General features: G+C 63.9%; 14 protein-coding genes. 8 read left to right on the top strand and 6 right to left on the bottom strand.

Annotated features, from left to right (window positions below; translation table 11 throughout):
- Nucleotides 1-145: 145 nt before the first annotated feature.
- Nucleotides 146-3,955 carry a DUF3971 domain-containing protein gene (locus P6U29_RS22730; RefSeq protein WP_407112372.1) on the top strand — a complete coding sequence of 1,270 codons (3,810 nt, stop codon included), beginning with the start codon at nt 146-148 and terminating at the stop codon, nt 3,953-3,955.
- A 125-nt stretch (nt 3,956-4,080) separates the two neighbouring features.
- Here P6U29_RS22730 and P6U29_RS22725 read toward each other — a convergent pair whose 3' ends face one another.
- The 4 genes from P6U29_RS22725 to tyrS form a co-directional block, all read right to left on the bottom strand.
- A complete protein-coding gene (locus P6U29_RS22725; protein WP_407112371.1) occupies nt 4,081-5,775 on the bottom strand; it encodes a methyl-accepting chemotaxis protein in 1,695 nt (564 codons plus the stop codon).
- A 364-nt stretch (nt 5,776-6,139) separates the two neighbouring features.
- On the bottom strand, nt 6,140-6,577 hold the full coding sequence (locus P6U29_RS22720) for a DoxX family protein (RefSeq protein ID WP_407112370.1): 438 nt from the start codon (nt 6,575-6,577) through the stop codon (nt 6,140-6,142).
- A gap of 218 nt (nt 6,578-6,795) precedes the next feature.
- Nucleotides 6,796-8,055 carry an MFS transporter gene (locus tag P6U29_RS22715; protein WP_407119394.1) on the bottom strand — a complete coding sequence of 420 codons (1,260 nt, stop codon included), beginning with the start codon at nt 8,053-8,055 and terminating at the stop codon, nt 6,796-6,798.
- Between the two features lie 56 nt (nt 8,056-8,111).
- Complete coding sequence (gene tyrS, locus P6U29_RS22710; RefSeq protein ID WP_407112369.1) at nt 8,112-9,365, bottom strand: tyrosine--tRNA ligase; 1,254 nt, start codon at nt 9,363-9,365, stop codon at nt 8,112-8,114.
- Nucleotides 9,366-9,530: 165 nt separating this feature from the next.
- On the opposite strand from tyrS, the gene P6U29_RS22705 reads away from it, so the two are divergent.
- From P6U29_RS22705 to P6U29_RS22695, 3 genes are all read left to right on the top strand, one after another.
- Complete coding sequence (locus tag P6U29_RS22705; protein ID WP_407112368.1) at nt 9,531-10,634, top strand: anhydro-N-acetylmuramic acid kinase; 1,104 nt, start codon at nt 9,531-9,533, stop codon at nt 10,632-10,634.
- A gap of 109 nt (nt 10,635-10,743) precedes the next feature.
- Nucleotides 10,744-11,421: a glutathione S-transferase family protein gene (locus tag P6U29_RS22700; RefSeq protein ID WP_407112367.1), complete on the top strand. Its 678-nt coding sequence runs from the start codon at nt 10,744-10,746 to the stop codon at nt 11,419-11,421.
- Between the two features lie 10 nt (nt 11,422-11,431).
- Nucleotides 11,432-11,755 (top strand): DMT family transporter, encoded by a 324-nt coding sequence (locus tag P6U29_RS22695; RefSeq protein WP_407112366.1) that lies wholly within the window; start codon nt 11,432-11,434, stop codon nt 11,753-11,755.
- A gap of 40 nt (nt 11,756-11,795) precedes the next feature.
- Here the strand turns inward: P6U29_RS22695 and P6U29_RS22690 are convergent, their stop codons facing one another.
- Together P6U29_RS22690 and P6U29_RS22685 are read right to left on the bottom strand one after the other, a co-directional pair.
- Nucleotides 11,796-12,443: an alpha/beta hydrolase gene (locus P6U29_RS22690; RefSeq protein WP_025036034.1), complete on the bottom strand. Its 648-nt coding sequence runs from the start codon at nt 12,441-12,443 to the stop codon at nt 11,796-11,798.
- 349 nt (nt 12,444-12,792) lie between these two features.
- Nucleotides 12,793-13,743 carry a LytTR family DNA-binding domain-containing protein gene (locus P6U29_RS22685; protein ID WP_407112365.1) on the bottom strand — a complete coding sequence of 317 codons (951 nt, stop codon included), beginning with the start codon at nt 13,741-13,743 and terminating at the stop codon, nt 12,793-12,795.
- 44 nt (nt 13,744-13,787) lie between these two features.
- Between P6U29_RS22685 and P6U29_RS22680 the strand changes: the two genes are divergently transcribed.
- The 4 genes from P6U29_RS22680 (at nt 13,788) to sufC (ending at nt 18,596) form a co-directional block, all read left to right on the top strand.
- Nucleotides 13,788-14,981 carry an acyltransferase family protein gene (locus tag P6U29_RS22680; protein WP_407112364.1) on the top strand — a complete coding sequence of 398 codons (1,194 nt, stop codon included), beginning with the start codon at nt 13,788-13,790 and terminating at the stop codon, nt 14,979-14,981.
- Between the two features lie 51 nt (nt 14,982-15,032).
- Nucleotides 15,033-16,172, top strand: coding sequence for a cysteine desulfurase family protein (locus P6U29_RS22675; protein ID WP_407112363.1), 1,140 nt, complete (start codon nt 15,033-15,035; stop codon nt 16,170-16,172).
- A gap of 113 nt (nt 16,173-16,285) precedes the next feature.
- Entirely contained in the window at nt 16,286-17,782 is a 1,497-nt protein-coding gene (gene sufB, locus P6U29_RS22670; RefSeq protein WP_407112362.1) for a Fe-S cluster assembly protein SufB, read from the top strand.
- A 61-nt stretch (nt 17,783-17,843) separates the two neighbouring features.
- Nucleotides 17,844-18,596 (top strand): Fe-S cluster assembly ATPase SufC, encoded by a 753-nt coding sequence (gene sufC, locus P6U29_RS22665; RefSeq protein ID WP_407112361.1) that lies wholly within the window; start codon nt 17,844-17,846, stop codon nt 18,594-18,596.
- Nucleotides 18,597-18,600: the final 4 nt, after the last annotated feature.

Raw genomic sequence — 18,600 nt, 5'->3', positions numbered from 1 at the left:
TCTCGTCCGGCGTGCCGGAATCGCGCCCTCGGCTGGGCAAGTCTGACGACGCCGGAGTATGGTTACAAGGAATTCCACACACCACCCCACTGCTCGTTGAACGCGCTCCCGGGGCGAAATGACGAACAGCAGGAATATTCGAGGTATGGCGGCAGTGCCGGCGCAGGGAGCTTCACCTCCCGCGAACGGCTGCGGTCCCGGCGGCGCTAAATATTGTGACGGGCGCCTGTATCGAGAGGCAATGGCAAGGAATACGTCGCCCCAGGACTACAACCGGGAATTCGATCGGCGCGGCGGCCATTATGAGTCGCAGGAATGGGACGACGCCGACTGGGATCCGGATCAGGAAGCGGCGGCGGGCCATCGCGCACGCCGGCTGCTGGCGCGTTCCGGTTCGGGCTTCCATCGCTTCGGTGACAGCTTCGGCGCGTTGCGCCGCTGGATGGGCGGTGGTCGCTGGCTGAAGCGCCTGGTCATTGTCGTCGGCACCCTGGTCGTCATTTTCGTCGGCTGCTTCGGTGCGCTGTGGTGGCGGCTCGGCGCCGGTCCCATCAATCTGGATATCGCAACGCCATGGCTGGCAGCTGCCATCGAGGACAATATCGGCCACGGCAACACGGTTGAGGTCGGTGGCACCCAGATCGAGCGCGCCGGCCGGGTCCGAGTCGCCGTCCGCATCCGCGACATCATCGTTCGCGATCGCGATCACGCCATCGTCGCCAGCGCGCCGAAGGCCGAGGTGAAGCTGTCAGGTGCGGCCCTCCTGATGGGGCACCTGCGCGCTGAGAGCCTCAACCTCGTCGATGCCGAGCTCGCAATCCGCATTGCGCCTGACGGCACTGTAACCGTGTCCGCGGGCGATACAGCAAAGCCGCTGGCGACCGGTGTCGCGTCCAAGAAGGAGGCGGGTCTGCCGCCGACATTCCCGCGTAACGGTGTTCCTCCGCCGCCATTCGCGACCGCGCCTGCGAGCCCGGAGGTGTCGCAGGCCGCATCGCAGGCGACCGCGCAGAGCGGCATCCTCCAGGGACTCGATTGGCTCGACAGTCTGAGCATGACCGGCCTCGACGGCCAGAACCTCAACGAGATCGGTCTGAAGAACGGCAATCTGATCGTCGACGATCAGCAGCGCGGCAGCAAATGGTCATTTGAGAACATCACGCTCAGCCTGCGCCGGCCCAGCCACGGCGGCGTCGCGCTCAGCCTCGGCGAGGAGGGCGCGCGCCCGTGGATGCTGCGCGCCACAGTCGGCCCGGCCGAGAACGGCGTGCGCTTGGTCGACATCAAGGCCGACAAGGTATCGACCTCCAACATCCTCTTGGCGCTGCGGGTGAAGGACCTCACCTACACCGCCGACCTGCCGCTGACGGGCGAGCTCAAGGGCGAGCTCGGCCGCGACGGCGTGCCGACGTTTTTCCGCGGCAAGATCGCGGTCGGCGCCGGCAACATCATCGACACCGACACGCCCGACTATCCCATGGGAATCGACTCGGCCGAGATCAATGTCGAGTGGGATGCGAACCGGCGGGTGCTGGTCGCACCATTCAAGATTCTCTCCGGCGCGAACCGCCTGACGCTGCTGGGTCATCTGGAGCCGCCCAACGGCACAACCAATGATTGGCAGCTCGGCTTCAGCGGCGGTTCGATCCTGCTCGGCGGCATCGACAACGAGCCGCCGCTCGTGTTCAACCGCATTGCGATCGGCTTCCGCTTCGACACCGACCACAAGCGCATCTTGCTGACACAGGCCGATGTCTCCAACGGCGAGATCGGCGTCGCCGGCACCGGCGCCCTCGACTATTCGGGCGAGCCGCGGCTGACCCTCGGCTTTGCGGGAACGCCCATGTCGGCCTCCGCCTTGAAGCGCATGTGGCCGACGCTGATCGTCCCCGAATTGCGTGAATGGGTGATCGAACGGATCGAGCGCGGAACGCTCCAGCGCATTGAGATCGGCGTCAACTCGCCGACGAGAAACCTGCCGCGCAAGGGCCCGCCCATTCCGGACGACGGCCTGTCGGTCAATATCGTCGCAAGCGGCGTCGCAGTCCGCCCTGTTGATGGTATGCCGGTGGTGCGCGATGCCGATTTGAAGGCGCGCGTCACCGGGCGCACCGCGACCGTGAACATCGGGCAGGGCGTTGCGGATACGCCCTCGGGTCGCAAGGTCACGATCTCCGATTTCGTGTTCGAGGTGCCTGATATGGCGCCCAAGCCGTCGCCGTCGCGGAGCAGGTTCCGTGTCGAAGGCTCGGTGCCAGCGGCCGCCGAGATGCTCGCCAATGATCGGCTGAGCGATCTGTCGGCAACAGTCGTCGATCCCAACACCAGCAAGGGAACGTTCTCGGCGAGCATCCAGCTTGGCATGCCGGTCAAGGGCGAGTTGACCAAGGCCGACACCACCTATGCCGTCACCGCCGAGCTCAACGGCTTTGCCGCCGACAAGCTGGTGATGAACCAGAAGCTGGAGGCCAACAATCTCAAGATATCAGCCAATAACCAGGGCTATCAAGTCAAGGGCGACGTCAAGATCAATGGCCAGGCAGCTTCGCTCGACTATCGCAAGCCGGCCGAGGGCGATGCGGATGTCAGATTGCAGGCGACGCTGGATGATGCCAGCCGCGCACGTCTCGGCTTCGATCTCAGCCCCGCCGTCAGCGGATCGCTGCCGATCAAGCTGTCCGGCAAGATCGCCAGCGGTCCAGAGCAGACGACGAAGCTCGGCGTCGAGGCCGATCTGACTTCGGTCAGGCTCGACAACATTCTGCCCGGCTGGGTCAAGCTGCCGGGTAAATCGGGCAAGGCCACTTTCAAGGTGGTGCCGACGGCGCAATCGACGCGGCTGGAAGACATCGTCATCGAAGGCGGCGGCGCCTCGATCAAGGGCTCGCTTGAAGTTGATGCGAACGGCGAGCTCATGAATGCGAACTTCCCGATCTATTCGCCGTCAGATGGCGACAAGGCTTCGCTCAAGGTAGAGCGCAGCCAGGACGGCGTCATCAAGGGCACGATGCGTGGCGACGTGTTTGACGGCCGCGGTTTCCTGAAGTCGGCGATCTCAGGCAATTCCAAGGACGACAAGAGCAAGATGAAGAACGTCGATTTCGATATCGACGTGAAGCTCGGCGCCGTCGCGGGTTTCAACGGTGAGGCGATGCGCAGCGTCGATGCCAAGATGTCGAAACGCAATGGTGCCATCAAGGCGTTCACGCTGAGCGGCAAGATCGGCAAAGACACGCCGGTGGCAGCCGATCTGCGCGGCGGCCGTGCCCAGGGCAACCGCGAGGTGATCTATCTCCAGACCAACGATGCCGGGGCGCTGCTGCGGTTCACCGACACCTACACCAAGGCGGTCGGCGGTCAGATGGTGGTGGCGATGGAGCCGCCGACCTCCGAGCCGAACACGGCGCGCGAAGGCCTCATCAACGTGCGCGACTTCACGGTGAAGGGCGAGGCGCAGCTGGAGCGCGTCGCTGCCGGCGCTCCCAACGGCACCGGCAACGGCGTCTCCTTCAGCGCGCTGCGCGCCGAGTTCACCCGGCAAAACGGCGCGCTCACGATCCGCGACGGCGTGGTCAAGGGTCCCATGATCGGTGCCACCATCGAGGGCTCTATCGACTATCCCGGCAACCAGGTCTGCATGAGCGGCACCTTCGTGCCGATGTATGGGTTGAACAACATGTTCGGACAAATTCCGGTACTCGGGTTGTTCCTAGGTGGCGGCAACAACGAGGGACTGATCGGCGTGACCTACGAGGTCATCGGCACGCCAGCCGCGCCCGTGATGCGCGTCAATCCGATCTCGGCGATATTTCCCGGCGTGACTCGGAAGATCATGGAGTTCAATACCGGCAAGCAGAACTCGCCGTTCGACGAATTCCCCTCGCAGTCGAATGACGGCTCGACCGGATCGTCGCGCCAGCTGTCGAGCGGTTGCAGCCTCGCGCGGCGGCAGTAACGCGGCCGAAGAGTTCGTCATGCCCGGGCTTGTCCCGGGCATCCACGAACTTCTTTCTATATGCGCCGAGAACGTGGATGGCCAGGACAGGCCCGGCCATAACGACGATTTTGGTGCGCGTCGGCCTACGCCGCGCGCACGCCCTTCAGGAACGTTCCGACTTCACCGGAGAGCTGCTCGGCCTGCTTGGAGAGGTTCGAGGCTGCCGCGAGCACCATACCGGCGGCGTTGCCGGTCTCGTTGGCGGCGGTCGAGACGCCGCCGATATTGGTGGTGACTTCCTTGGTCGCCTCCGCAGTCTGCGAGACGCTGCGGGCGATCTCGGCGGTGGCGGCGCCTTGCTCCTCGATGGCCGCGCCGATCGAGGTGGCGATGCGGCTGACCTCCTCGATGGTGGCGGTGATGCCCCCGATGGCGTCCACCGCTTCCTTGGTCGCACCCTGGATCTGGGCGATCTTGTCACCGATCTCGCGGGTGGCTTCCGCGGTCTGGCTCGCCAGCGACTTCACCTCGGAGGCGACGACGGCAAAGCCGCGGCCGGCTTCGCCCGCACGTGCGGCCTCGATGGTGGCGTTGAGGGCGAGCAGATTGGTCTGGGCCGCGATGCTGGAGATCAGTTCGGCGACGTGCTCGATCTGTTGCGCGCCGTCGGACAGCGCGCGGACGATGGTGTCGGTGCGGCGGGCGCTTTCCACCGCACGTCCCGTGACCTCGGCGGACTGCGCGACTTGACGGCTGATCTCGGTGATGGAGGAGGAGAGCTCTTCAGCAGCAGCCGCGACGGTCTGGACACGTTGGCTCGCTTCGGTGGCGGCGGAGCCGACCACGGCGGCGCGGCGATTGGTGCCTTCGGCGGTGGAGGACATCGACTTGGCGGTGGTCTCGAGCTCGCCGGAGCCGGAGGCCATCAAGCCGACGAGCTGGCCGACGGAGGCATCGAAGCGATCGGCGAGCGCGATCAGGGCATCGCGCTTCCCCTGCTCGCTGCGGGCCTTGGCGGCGACATGCTCGGCCCCCAGCGTGCGGGCCGTGAGCGCGGTCTGCCTGAGGGCTTCGAGCGTCTCGGCCATGCGTCCGATCTCGTCGCCGCGGTCGGTCTCCTCGACCGGCTTGTCGATGGCGCCTTCCGAAATTGCCTGCATGCGGGTCTTCTGGCGGTCGAGCGCGCCGAGCACGTCGCGGGCGATCAGCCAGGATAGCGTCGCCATCAGCAGCATCAGGCCGATGCCGATCGCGCCGAGCTCCAGCGTCAGCGCGCGCACATCGGCGTCGATGTCGTCGACATAGAGACCGTAGCTGATGGTCACGTTCCAGGGCGCGAACTTGCGTGCGAACACGGTCTTGCGCAGCGGTTCGGTCTGGCCGGGACGAGGATAGAGATAGGAGGTGACGCCGCCCTGCGCGGTCTCGCTGCCGGCCTTGATGATGGCGTCGGCGATCAGCACGCCGTTGGAATCCTTGACGCCGGTGATCTTGCCTTCGAGCTGCTGATTGGCGCCGTTCACGACGAGGGAGCCGTCCTGATTGTAGACGACCGGATAGCCCTGGTTGCCGTTGAAGTTCATGCGGCGGCCGCGCTGGTGGAACAGGCTCTTGGCCTCGGCCGGCGTCAGCTTGCCGGCGGTCACTTCGTCCTGGAGCGCTTGGGCGTAGTTGTGGAGGAGCTCGACGGCGGTCCGCATCTGCTGGACGCGGTCCTCAATCATGCGGCTCTTGCTGAGCACGGCCGATACGCCGATGATGGCTGTGACCGTGAGAGCCGCAAGGCAGACCATGCTGGCAAGCTTGGTGCGGATCTTCAGATGACTCAGCAGCTTCATTACAGCCCCTACGGAATGGTTGTTATTGCTCGCAGCGGTAGCATGAAGTTCTTACCAATCATGAACGTAGGCATGCAGAGCCGCGCCGCGCGAAAGCCGCGGTGCAGCCTTGTGTGCGAACCTGCAACCGAACCGACGGACGTCGGTGCAAGCCAGTGCGGGATGCCGGAGAGGATTGATCCTTAGCTTTGGTCGTGAGGCAGCCTGATAGGAGCGCCAATGAATCGATTCGGTCACCGCATCGTCATGTCTGTGCTGCTCGTGGCGGCCCTCGTTCTCATTTGGAACGTGCTGGGGGCGCGCTGACACGGCACCGGCAGATCCGCCGGTGCCGTGTTACTTTCAGGTTAACCGGCGAAGCGCGTCAGCGCCGCGCATAGGCGCCGCCACCCGCGTCGCTCTCCTTGCCCATCGCGGCATCGACGCTCACCGAGCCGCCGCCGGCTGCCGAGAGATAGAGGCAGGCGAAGCAGAACAGGATCGCGGCGGTGCCGCCGTTGAGCAGCGGCAGGAACACCGGCGTCTCGCCCTTGAACATGTGGCCCATGAAGTAGGCGAAGGCCATTTCACCCGAGAGGATGAACGCGCTGAGCCGGGTGAACAGGCCGAGCATCAGCAGTGCGCCGAGCACAAGCTCGAGCGTCCCGGCTGCGTAGATCAGCGGCGGGATGTTCGCGAAGTACGGTAGCACCGGGAACTTGAACAGTTTGGCGACGCCGTACTGGAACAGCAGCAAGCCGGTGATGAAGCGAAACAGGCTCAGGAGAACCGGTTCAAAGCGAGTGAGATAGGGAAAGTTCATTGGTTTGCCCTCCATCCAATGTTGCGACTTGGACCGTATTCGGTTCTGCCTCGCAAGCCACCCAGGACCAATTCCGCGCTGACATTTTCGTCATGTCCACAAAACACCGCAGGTCTGGCTTTCAGCCTCGCGCGACTCGCATTTTTTGCACGTGTTCACGCCGCAGCTATCAGTAGTTCCCCGGTGACGTGAATTCGCGCAGGTTACCTCTGAGAGACCTACTCCCGCAAAGCGGGGACGACCAGGAACGGAATCATGCCCAGCACGACGCTCGCAAGTGCGAAGACGAGCAGGAGATTGTAGCCGTGCGTGGCATCGTGAATCAGGCCGCCGCTCCATGAGCCGAAGGCCGAGCCGAGGCCGCTGCCGATCGAGATGGTGCCATAGATCGTGCCAACGCGCTTGCCGCGAAAAATCTTCATCGCGGTTGCGGTGATCAGCGGCCCACGGGAGCCCATCATGCTGCCGAAGCAGACGACGAAGCCGGTGAGCAGGATGACGTTCGGATAATGCTGCAGCAGCCAGAGCAGAGCGATGCCGAGGATCGAGATCGCGTAGCTGAGCAGCACCGACGGCCGGCGCCCGATCAGGCCGTCGAGCACGGAGACGCCGAGCATGCCGAACACCAGGACGACGCCGGAGAAGCCCCACGCGGTCGCAGCCTGGAGCGGCGGGAAGCCGGCGTCGATCAGATAGGCCACGATCTGCGCCGCGATCGCATACATGCCGACCGCGGTGAAGAAGAAGGTCGAGAACAGCGCCCAGAAGGCGTGGTGACGCATCGCGGTCACAAGCGTCCAGCCGCTGTCGACGAAATCCGGATCGCTCTTCTTGGTGACGTGCGGCGAGCCGGCCGCGAACATGCGCCAGGGCAGCAGCAGTAGCGGCACCAGCAGCGCGAGCGCGGCGAGGCCGTAGACCTGGTAGGTCTCGCGCCAGCCGAGATGATCGATCAGAAGCTGCGAGGCCGGCAGCAACGCCAGCACGCCGCCGCCCATCGCCGAATAGACCACCGCCATGGCGGTCGGCAGCTTTGGGCCGAACCAGCGGCCGAGCAGGATCGAGTTGGGCACATTGCCGATGAAGGCGACGCCGATGCCGACGCAAATGCCGATCGAGAGCTGGAATTGCCAGAGTGCTTGCGCATGGCTCGCGATCAGGAAGGCGGAGCCGAGCAGGAACAATCCGAGCGCATAGACAATGCGCGGTCCGGAATGATCGAACAGTCGCCCGACCAGCGGCGCGGTCAGCCCGCTGACCAGCCAGGTGAGGGAATAGATCGAGACGGCCTGGGCGCGATCCCAGCCCAAGCTTTCAGAAATTGGCTTGAGGAAGACGGTGAAGCTCTCGCTCAGCCCGCGGCCGAGAACAGCCAGCGTAAAGCACAGGCAGAGCACCACGAGTGCGGTGCGCACCGCGTTCCGCTGGGTGCTTCCGACTTGTTCCTTGCGCGCTTCCCTGGGCGTGTTCTGGTCCATTGCCGTCAGGGAGCGCGCATCCGTGCGCCCTGACAAGCAGTGAAAAGCTCATAAGCCTATGCAGGTCTGATGAGCACGTGCTTCTTCTTGCCGAAGGACAACTTGATCACGCCTTCCGGCGTCAGATTGCCCGCCGACAGGGCCATTTTCTCGTCGGTGACGGGCGCATCGTTGACGCGCAGGCCGCCGCCCTTGATCTGGCGCCTCGCTTCGCCGTTGGAGGCGACGAGGCCTGCCTTGACGAAGGCGTTGAGCACGCCGAGGCCGGTGTCCAACTCGCTACGCGGAATTTCCACCGTCGGCAGGCTTTCGGCGAGCGCGCCTTCCTCGAAGGTGCGGCGTGCGGTCTCCGCAGCTTCGTTCGCGGCGTCGCGGCCGTGCAGCAGCGCGGTTGCCTCGGTCGCGAGCACCTTCTTGGCCTCGTTGATCTCCGAACCGCCGAGCGCCTCGAGCTTCTTGATCTCAGCGATCGGCAGCGTCGTGAACAGCTTCAGGAATTTGCCGACGTCGGCGTCCTCTGTGTTGCGCCAGTACTGCCAGAAATCGTAAGGGCTGAACTGGTCGGCATTGAGCCACACCGCGCCTTGCGCGGTCTTGCCCATCTTGGCGCCGGATGCGGTGGTCAGCAGCGGCGTTGTCAGCGCGAACAGCTGGTGGGTGCCCATGCGGCGGCCGAGATCGACGCCCATGATGATGTTGCCCCACTGATCCGAGCCGCCCATCTGGAGGCGGCAGCCGGTGCGCTTGGCGAGCTCGACGAAGTCGTAGGCTTGGCAGACCATGTAGTTGAACTCGATGAAGCTCATCTCCTGCTCGCGCTCGAGACGCAACCGCACGGAGTCCATGGTCAGCATGCGATTGACCGAGAAATGCCGGCCGACATCGCGCAGCATCTCGATCCAGTTCAGCTTGGTCAGCCACTCCGCATTGTCGAGCATGATGGCGTCGCTCTGGCCCTCGCCATAGCGCAGCACCTTTGCGAACACGCCGCGGATCGATTCCTTGTTGGCCTCGATCTCGGCAATGGTGCGCATCGCGCGGGTCTCGTCCTTGCCTGAGGGATCGCCCACCATGGTGGTGCCGCCGCCCATCAGGGTGATCGGCTTGTTGCCGGACTGCTGCAGCCAGTGCAGCATCATCATGGTCAGGTAATTGCCGATGTGCAGCGAGGGGGCGGTGCAATCGTAGCCGACATAGGCGATGGCTTCGCCCTTGGCGGCAAGCGCATCCAGCCCCTCGAAATCGGAGCATTGGTGGATGAATCCACGTTCCTGCAGGGTGTTGAGGAAATCCGATTTAAATGCAGTCATCTGTCGGCGTGCCTGACAATTCTTGGTTTACTGTTTTGGGAGCAATTTAAGGGTCTTGCGTGGGAACTCGATTGCTGCCCGCCATTTAGCGCGTTGGCATTATAAGATGTGTCCCTCTGGCACAAGATCGGCATGCCAGGGCGGGTCTCTTGAGGACGCTGATCCATGATGTTGACGGCACTCGGTTTGATGAGCGGCACCTCGCTGGACGGGGTGGATGTCGCGCTGATCGAAACCGACGGAAAACAGCTGAAGGCGTTCGGCCCTTCCGGTTACCGGCCGTACAGCCCGGCCGAGCGCAACCTGCTGCGCCAGGCGCTGAGCGAGGCCGTGCATCTGCAGCAACGCGACGCCCGCCCGGGCATTCTGGCCGAGGCCGAGCGTGCGGTGACGCGGGCCCATGCCGAGGCGGTCGCTGCCTTCCTCGCGCAGAACCGTATGAGGGCGGAGGACATCGACATTGTCGGCTTCCACGGCCAGACGGTGCTGCACCGGCCCGAAAAACGGCTGACGGTGCAGATCGGCGACGCGCCGGCGCTGGTCAGGGCGATCCATATCCCGGTGGTGCATGATTTCCGCGCCGCCGACGTCGAGGCCGGCGGGCAGGGCGCGCCGCTCGTGCCGGTCTATCACCGGGCACTGGCTCATTCGCTCCAGCGCGAGGGGCCGATCGTCGTGGTCAATATCGGCGGCGTCTCCAACATCACCTATATCGACGGCAACGATACGCTGATCGCCTGCGACACCGGCCCCGGCAATGCGCTGCTCGACGACTTCATGTACCGCACCATGAATCAGGCGTTCGATGCCGAAGGTAAATTCGCAGCGCTCGGCAACGTGGATGAAGCCTGGATCACGCGAGCGCTGGAGCTGCCGTTCTTCGCAAGCCCGCCGCCGAAATCGCTCGACCGCAACAATTTTGCCACGCTCAAGCTCGGCGATGTCGCGCCGGCCGACGGCGCGGCCACACTCACCGCTTTCACCGCTGCCGCGATCGCCCGCGTTATCCCGCTGCTGCCGCGGCGACCACGGAGCTGGATCGTCTGCGGCGGCGGCGCCCGCAACCTGACCATGCTGCGGATGCTGCGGGAGCGGGTGGACTCGGCCACAGTCGAAGCCGCCGAGACGCTCGGCTGGGCTTCCGATGCCATCGAGGCGCAGGCCTTCGGCTTCCTCGCGGCGCGCGGCCTGAAGGGCCTGCCGCTGTCCTATCCCGCGACCACGGGCGTGCCGATGCCGATGACCGGCGGGGTGATCGCCAGACCTTGAAGATGAATGCCTGAGGTCACAGGCGGTTGATGCAGATGCATCCATCTTGACGGGAGCATGCGAGTGCATCTATTTTAGATGCAGTTGCATCTAACCGTCGGATCGCGCCATGACCGCTTCATCGAAACTGATCAGCCACAAGCTTTGCCCCTATGTACAGCGCGCCGTGATCGCGCTGAAGGAGAAGGGCGTGCCGTTCGAGCGGATCGATATCGATCTCGCCAACAAGCCGGACTGGTTTCTCAAACTCTCGCCGCTCGGCAAGGTGCCGGTGCTGGTGGTGACGACCGACAAGGGTGAGGTCGCGCTGTTCGAGAGCAACGTGATCTGCGAATACATTGAAGAGACGCAGGCCGGCGCGAAGCTGCATCCGGCGGATGCGTTGAAGCGTGCCGAGCACCGCGCCTGGATGGAGTTCGGCTCGGCGATCCTTGGTGATCTCTGGGGCCTGGAAACCACGACCGATCCGGCGACGTTCGAAAGCAAGCGCCAGGCGCTCGTTGCGAAATTTGCGCGCGTTGAAGCCGCGCTCGGCTCAGGCCCGTTCTTCGCCGGCGACGCGTTCAGTCAGGTCGACGCCGTGTTCGCACCGATCTTCCGCTATTTCGACCTGTTCGACGAACTGACAGAGCACCACATCTTCAACGATGTGCCGAAGATCCGCGCCTGGCGCGCCGAGCTCGCGAAACGTCCGAGCGTGCGCAGCGCGGTCGGGGCGGACTATCCGCAATTGTTGCGGGCCTTCCTCGTCCGCCATGACGCGCATCTGCTCAAGCTCGCGGCCTGAGAGCACGCCGATGTCGCCGTCGATGGCCTGGATCATGCTCGTGATCGCCGGCGCGCTCGATGTCGGCTGGGCGATCTCGATGAAATATGCGGAAGGCTACACCCGCGTCGCCTGGAGCATCACTTCGCTGGTGCTGCTCGCCGCCTTCGTCTTCCTGCTCGGTCGCGCCTTGAAGGTGCTCGAGGTCGGCATTGCCTATTCGGTGTGGACCGGCATCGGCGCGGCCGGCACCTTCCTGATGGGCGTGGTGCTGTTCGGCGAGACCTTGAGCGCGATGAAGCTTGCAGGCATCGCGCTCGTCTTGATGGGGATCGTCGCTCTCAAGCTGGCTTGAGCTCGTAGCCCGAGGCTACAAAGCCTTTGCGCTATAGGCCTCAGCGTACGTTGGCGAGGCGCATGTCGAGATAGGCGGTGATGGTTTCCATCAGCGGCTCGAGCTTGGAATCGAAGAAGTGATTGGCTCCAGGGATGATCTGCTGGTCGATCACGATGCCTTTCTGCGTCTTCAGCTTCTCGACCAGGGTGTTGACGTCCTTGGGCGGCACCACCGCGTCCTTCTCGCCATGCACGATCAGGCCCGACGACGGGCAGGGTGCGAGGAAGGAGAAGTCGTAGAGATTGGCCGGCGGCGCGATCGAGATGAAGCCCTCGACCTCGGGGCGGCGCATCAAAAGCTGCATGCCGATCCAGGCGCCGAAGGAGAAGCCGGCGACCCAGCAGGCGCGCGCCTCGGGATTGATGGTCTGGGCCCAATCGAGCGCTGCGGCGGCATCCGACAGTTCGCCGGTGCCGTGGTCGAACGAGCCCTGGCTACGGCCGACGCCGCGGAAATTGAAGCGCAGCACCGAGAAGCCGCGATGCGCGAAGGCGTAGTAGCACTGGTACACGATCTGATGATTCATCGTGCCGTGGAACTGCGGATGCGGATGCAGGATCATCGCGATCGGCGCGTTCTTCTGCTTGGCCGGGTGATAGCGGCCTTCGAGACGGCCAGCAGGGCCGGTGAAAATGACTTCGGGCATCGGTGATCTCTTGATTGATTTCCTGGAGAGATGATCCCTAGCAATCAACCGATTGTGGCCTCGTCGGCAGATGCAGACGGAAGCGCGAATGACGGGTGAGAAGGCGCGCCTTGCGGTGATGCGCTAAGAGCGCGCGGTGACTTAACGGTGCGCGTTCTAGCATGGGCCGAGGGGCAAAAAGCAAGCATCTTCGACATCTATCAATGTCATCAAAAGCTTAGCCGGTCATCCTGATGTCATGCCGATGCTTGCTGGGATTGGACAGAGCGACGATCAAGATCGGCATTGCTGCAATAACCGATTGGAATCGCGATTGTTTATCGATTGCTGGGCGGATTCCGGTGACGATTCACACTGGCTCGGTACGGCCTCCCAAGGAGGCGACCGCCGGCCGGTAGCGGCGGCTTCCTCCGAGTGTCTGTCCGTTGTCGAACGTCAGCTCGAAATCCCCTGACGGCTTGAAGTCTACCCCGCTCACCCGGTCGAGATTAGCAAGCCTGGTCCGGTGCACGCGCACGATGGCGAAACGGGCCAGCTCGGTTTCGGTCGCGGCCAGCGTGCCCCGGATCAGGTGCTGGGTGCCGTTGGCGAGACAGTATTCGATGTAATTGCCGGCCGAGGCGACCCACAGGATATCGCGCGGGGCGACGCGGATCCGGCTCGTGCCGTCCCGGAGCCAGATCAATTGGGAGGCTGGTTGCTCCGGCGGAGCGACTGGCGCGGATAGGGCCGCGTGTGCGGCCATCCTCAACTCGCGCCGGCTCTCGATCAGCCAAAGCGTTGCCCCAAGCAGCACGGCGGTCACCGCATCCTTGCGGAATTCATACAGGACGGTCGTTAGCGAGAAATGGAAATCGTAGGCGCTGTCCGCCAGCCAGAGCAGGAGTTTCCGGAGGCCCACCATGCCGATGATGTGAAGGCTCGAGAAAACGAGCAGGGCGGCCGCAGCGATTCCAATTTGCGCAGCCAAGCCCGGTGTCCGGCGCATGCGCCGGACCGCTAGCACCGGGATCGGCAGCAGCAGCAGGATCACGATGATGCTCGACATTTCCCAGAACAGCCGCCGGCCGACATCGTAGCTGCCGCCGCGCCAGGCGGCATCCTGTGCGCCGGAGAGCGCGTTGACGATGCCGATCGCGAGCGCGACGGCTGCGATCGCACCGAACATGGCCCAATCGCCATTGATCACGCCGCGCCAACCGCTCGTCCCTAATGGCGACGCTTCGTCCCCTCGCGCCCGGTTCTGATCCCAAACCGTCTCGACCGGCTCCGTCTCGGGAGCATTTTGGCCGTCAGCCATGGCCCGAAAACTGCGTTTGCCGTGCCGTCAGGGAGCAGAGAACCATGTCAACACCACAGCAACTTTCAGCCTCGGAACGGCGTATCGATCTGGACTGGGTGCGGATTTTAGCTTTCGGGCTGCTCATTTTCTACCACGTCGGCATGCTCTACGTGTCCTGGGGATTTCACATCAAGAGCGAGCACCGGCTGAATTGGCTCGAGCCGGCGATGCTGTTGCTCAATCCCTGGCGGCTGTCGCTGCTGTTTCTGGTGTCCGGGGTGGCCAGCCGCTTCATGCTTGGAAAGCACCGACTCGCGGCCTTCGCCCGCACGCGCTCAACGCGACTCCTGGTCCCGCTGATCTTCGGCATGCTCGTGATCGTGCCGCCGCAATCCTACCTCCAGATCGTCGAGAGCCTCGGCTATCCCCAGGGGTTCGCCGATTTCTACCTCCGCCACTATCTGGCGTTCAGCGCGCAATTCTGTCCAACCCCCTGCATCGTGCAGCCGACCTGGAACCATCTCTGGTTCGTGATCTATCTCTGGGTCTACACGATGGCGTTGGCCGGTGTGCTGTCGGCGTGGCCGGCCGCAGCCGATTGGCTTGGTCAGCGGCTGGCGGCCGCGCTCGCCGGACCATGGCTGCTGGCGCTGCCGTGCCTGCTGTTTGCGGTCTGGCGGTTGTTCCTGTTCCCGAACTTCCCATCGACGCACGCGCTGTTCGGCGACTGGTATAACCACGCGGACTATGCGACCGCGTTCCTGATCGGCTTCCTGGTCGCACGCCAGGACAGCATCTGGCGCGACATCGAACGGCAGCGGTGGGTGGCACTGACGGTTGCTGCCGCGTGCTTCGTCGGATTCATCCTTACTTATGCCGGCTTGTTCGCGCGATCGCCGACGCTGAGATGGTTCGCAGGTTCCGCCTATGGCTGCTACCAATGGCTCGCTATGGTCGCAGTCCTCGGGTTTGCGCGACGCCATCTGACCGCCGATGGCCCCGTGCGGCGCTATCTGACCGATGCGATCTTTCCCTATTACATTGTGCATCAGACTGCGATCATCATGATCGCGCACGCGCTGCGGGGCAGTGGGCTATCGGCCGGAACCGAAGCCGCCATCGTGATATCAGGCACCGCAGTCACCTGCCTGGTCAGCTACGAGATCGCGCGGCGGATCGCCTGGCTTCGTCCGTTGTTCGGACTGCGCAGGGAGCCGCGAGCGCCTGCCGGAATGGCGCAGCAACAGCTGGCCTGATGTGCGCCGGCGCCCGATTGGCGCATTTGCAAAAGGTGCTAAGAGGGTGCCATGCCAAGCCGCGTCTATCTCGACTGGAATGCGACCACGCCGCTGCGCCCCGAGGCGCGGGCAGCGATGCTCGCGGCCTGGGATCTGGTCGGCAATCCCTCCTCGGTCCATGCCGAGGGGCGCGACGCCCGGCGGCTGGTCGAGGACGCCCGTGCCGCTGTTGCCGCGGGCGTCGGAGCACTGCCACGGAATGTGGTCTTCACCTCGGCTGGAACCGAGGCCAACGCTTTGGCGCTGTCGCCCGGGCTGCGAGGGCCGGCCGGCGGCCCCGTTGAGCGGCTGCTGGCCTCGGCCGTCGAGCACGCCTCGGTGCTGTCAGGCGGCCGGTTTCCGGCGGACAAGATCGGCCAGGTCAGGGTGACGCGCGCCGGCGTGATCGACCTCGATGATCTCAAGGCGCAGCTAAGGGATGGCCCGCCAGCGCTGGTCTCGGTCATGGCGGCCAATAACGAGACCGGCGCGCTCCAGCCGGTCGCGGAGGCGGCGCGGATCGTTCATGAGGCGGGCGGCCTCCTGCACGTCGATGCGATCCAGGCCCTTGGCAAAATTGCATTCAATATTAACGCGGTAGGCGCCGACCTTGCGACCCTTTCTGCGCACAAGATCGGCGGTCCCAAGGGCGTCGGCGCCTTGGTCGTGGCGGAGGGGATTGCGGGGCTGGAGCCGGTGCTTCGGGGCGGCGGCCAGGAGCTCAACCGTCGCGCTGGAACCGAGAATGTCGCGGGCATCGCTGGCTTCGGCGCGGCCGTGAAGGCTGCGCTTCAGGCTCTGCCGGAGGATGCGAAGCGGATGGCAAGCCTCAGAGATCGCTTGGAAAATGGCATCAGGGCGATTGTCGGGGCAACGATCTTCTCGGACAGCGTGGCGCGGTTACCCAACACCACTCTGTTCACGGCGCGGGGTCTCAAGGCCGAGACCGCTGTGATTAGTTTCGACCTCGACGGGGTCGCCGTCTCCTCTGGATCCGCCTGTTCCTCGGGCAAAGTCCAGCCGTCCCACGTCCTTTCTGCTATGGGCTACGATCAGGCGGTGGCCCAGGGAGCGGTGCGTCTCAGTCTGGGCTGGTCCACGGAACCAGAGGATATCAATAGGGCGTTAGAGGCTTGGCGAAAGCTTGGTAATACCCTACTTAAGGGCTAAGCGACGAAACACGGCTTGAACGGTTCTAAGCCCGTGCTTTCCGCAGAGAAATATCGTAATACTCGTCCGAGTTTGATCCACCGCGGTCCTTGAAACCGCGAGCGGAGGATGGAATGCCAGCCGTACAAGAGACGGTCGAGCGCGTGAAGCGCATCGACGTCGACCAGTATCGTTATGGGTTTGAGACCCTGATCGACTCCGAGAAGGCCCCCAAGGGTCTGTCGGAAGAGACCGTAAAATTCATCTCGCAGAAAAAGAACGAGCCCGCCTGGATGCTCCAGTGGCGGCTGGAAGCCTATCGGCGCTGGCTGACCATGACCGAGCCGACCTGGGCCCGCGTCGAGTATCCGAAGATCGACTTCCAGGACATCCACTATTACGCGGCGCCGAAGCCGAAGAAGACGGTCACCTCGCTCGACGAGATCGATCCGGAGATCCTGAAGACCTACGAGAAGCTCGGCATTCCCCTGCGGGAAGTCGCCATGCTCGAGGGTATCGAGCCCAAGGTGGGCGAGCAGGATCCGGCGCAGCGCAAGATCGCGGTCGATGCCGTCTTCGATTCGGTCTCGGTTGCGACCACGTTCAAGGCCGAGCTGAAGAAGGCCGGCGTGATCTTCATGCCGATCTCGGAGGCGATCCGCGAGCATCCCGAGCTGGTGCAGAAATATCTCGGCTCGGTTGTTCCGACCTCCGACAATTTCTATGCGACTTTGAACTCGGCGGTGTTCTCCGACGGCTCGTTCGTCTACGTGCCGCCGGGCGTGCGCTGCCCGATGGAGCTGTCGACCTATTTCCGCATCAACGAGCGCAACACCGGCCAGTTCGAGCGCACGCTGATCATCGCCGACAAGGGGTCCTACGTCTCCTATCTCGAAGGTTGCACGGCGCCGCAGCGCGACGAGAACCAGCTGCACGCCGCCGTGGTCGAGCTCGTCGCGCTCGACGATGCCGAGATCAAATATTCGACGGTGCAGAACTGGTACCCGGGCAATTCGGAAGGCAAGGGCGGCATCTACAATTTCGTCACCAAGCGTGGCGACTGCCGTGGCGCCAACTCCAAGATCTCCTGGACCCAGGTCGAGACGGGTTCGGCGATCACCTGGAAGTATCCGAGCTGCATCCTGCGCGGCGACAACTCCCGCGGCGAGTTCTACTCGATCGCGATCTCGAACGGCTTCCAGCAGGTCGATTCGGGCACCAAGATGATCCACCTCGGCAAGAACACGTCGAGCCGCATCATCTCCAAGGGTATCGCCGCCGGCAAGTCGCAGAACACTTATCGCGGTCTCGTCACCGCGCACCGGAAAGCGACCGGCGCGCGCAACTTCACCGCCTGCGACTCGCTGTTGATCGGCGACAAATGCGGCGCGCACACCGTGCCGTACATCGAGGCCAAGAACTCCTCGGCGACGTTCGAGCACGAGGCGACCACGTCGAAGATCTCCGAGGACGTGCTGTTCTACTGCATCCAGCGCGGGCTCAGCCAGGAAGAGGCTGTCGGCCTCGTCGTCAACGGCTTCGTCAAGGACGTGCTGCAGCAGCTGCCGATGGAGTTCGCGGTGGAAGCGCAGAAGCTGATCTCGATCTCGCTGGAAGGGTCGGTCGGCTGATCGCCGACCCCAGCGGTGCGCACCTCGCGCTCCAACATCAATTGATAAACTGGATACCAAGATGGCTTTGCTTGAAGTGAAAGACCTCAAGGTTCGTGTCGAGGAGCGTGAGATCCTCCACGGGCTGACACTGACTGTGAACGAAGGCGAGGTGCACGCGATCATGGGGCCGAACGGCTCCGGCAAGTCGACGTTGTCCCACGTCATCGCCGGCAAGCCCGGTTACGAGGTCACCGACGGCCAGATCCTATTCAAGGGCGAGGACCTCTTGGAGATGGAGCCGGACGAGCGCGCCGCCAAGGGCGTGTTCCTGGCGTTTCAGTATCCGGTCGAGATTCCCGGCGTCGCCACCATGACGTTCCTGCGCACCGCGCTGAACGCGCAGCGCAAGGCGCGCGGTGAGAGCGAATATTCGACCCCGGACTTCCTGAAGAAGGTCCGCGAAGTCTCGAAGTCGCTGAACATCCCGCAGGACATGCTCAAGCGCGGCGTGAACGTCGGCTTCTCCGGCGGCGAGAAGAAGCGCAATGAGGTGCTGCAGATGGCACTGTTCGAGCCGGCTTTGTGCATCCTCGACGAGATGGATTCGGGTCTCGACATCGACGCGCTGCGCATCGCGGCTGATGGCGTCAACGCGCTGCGCTCGCCGGGGCGCGCGATGATCGTCATCACGCACTATCAGCGGCTGCTGAACTACATCGTGCCGGATTTCGTGCACGTGATGTCGAAGGGCCGCGTTGTGAAGAGCGGCGACAAGCAACTGGCGCTGGAGCTGGAGGAGTCCGGCTACACCCAGTTCGAGGACGCCGCGTAAGGAA

The organism is Bradyrhizobium sp. LMG 9283 (assembly GCF_045571415.1).
GTDB lineage: Bacteria > Pseudomonadota > Alphaproteobacteria > Rhizobiales > Xanthobacteraceae > Bradyrhizobium.
The sequence above is the reverse complement of the archived record's forward strand: the minus strand, read 5'-3'. Positions and strand labels throughout refer to the sequence as shown.

Coding starts and splice junctions, on each gene's coding strand:
- P6U29_RS22730 (WP_407112372.1), top strand. CDS start 146: ATGGCGGCAGTGCCGGCGCAGGGAGCTTCACCTCCCGCGAACGGCTGC.
- P6U29_RS22725 (WP_407112371.1), bottom strand. CDS start 5,775: ATGAAGCTGCTGAGTCATCTGAAGATCCGCACCAAGCTTGCCAGCATG.
- P6U29_RS22720 (WP_407112370.1), bottom strand. CDS start 6,577: ATGAACTTTCCCTATCTCACTCGCTTTGAACCGGTTCTCCTGAGCCTG.
- P6U29_RS22715 (WP_407119394.1), bottom strand. CDS start 8,055: ATGGACCAGAACACGCCCAGGGAAGCGCGCAAGGAACAAGTCGGAAGC.
- tyrS (WP_407112369.1), bottom strand. CDS start 9,365: ATGACTGCATTTAAATCGGATTTCCTCAACACCCTGCAGGAACGTGGA.
- P6U29_RS22705 (WP_407112368.1), top strand. CDS start 9,531: ATGATGTTGACGGCACTCGGTTTGATGAGCGGCACCTCGCTGGACGGG.
- P6U29_RS22700 (WP_407112367.1), top strand. CDS start 10,744: ATGACCGCTTCATCGAAACTGATCAGCCACAAGCTTTGCCCCTATGTA.
- P6U29_RS22695 (WP_407112366.1), top strand. CDS start 11,432: ATGTCGCCGTCGATGGCCTGGATCATGCTCGTGATCGCCGGCGCGCTC.
- P6U29_RS22690 (WP_025036034.1), bottom strand. CDS start 12,443: ATGCCCGAAGTCATTTTCACCGGCCCTGCTGGCCGTCTCGAAGGCCGC.
- P6U29_RS22685 (WP_407112365.1), bottom strand. CDS start 13,743: ATGGCTGACGGCCAAAATGCTCCCGAGACGGAGCCGGTCGAGACGGTT.
- P6U29_RS22680 (WP_407112364.1), top strand. CDS start 13,788: ATGTCAACACCACAGCAACTTTCAGCCTCGGAACGGCGTATCGATCTG.
- P6U29_RS22675 (WP_407112363.1), top strand. CDS start 15,033: ATGCCAAGCCGCGTCTATCTCGACTGGAATGCGACCACGCCGCTGCGC.
- sufB (WP_407112362.1), top strand. CDS start 16,286: ATGCCAGCCGTACAAGAGACGGTCGAGCGCGTGAAGCGCATCGACGTC.
- sufC (WP_407112361.1), top strand. CDS start 17,844: ATGGCTTTGCTTGAAGTGAAAGACCTCAAGGTTCGTGTCGAGGAGCGT.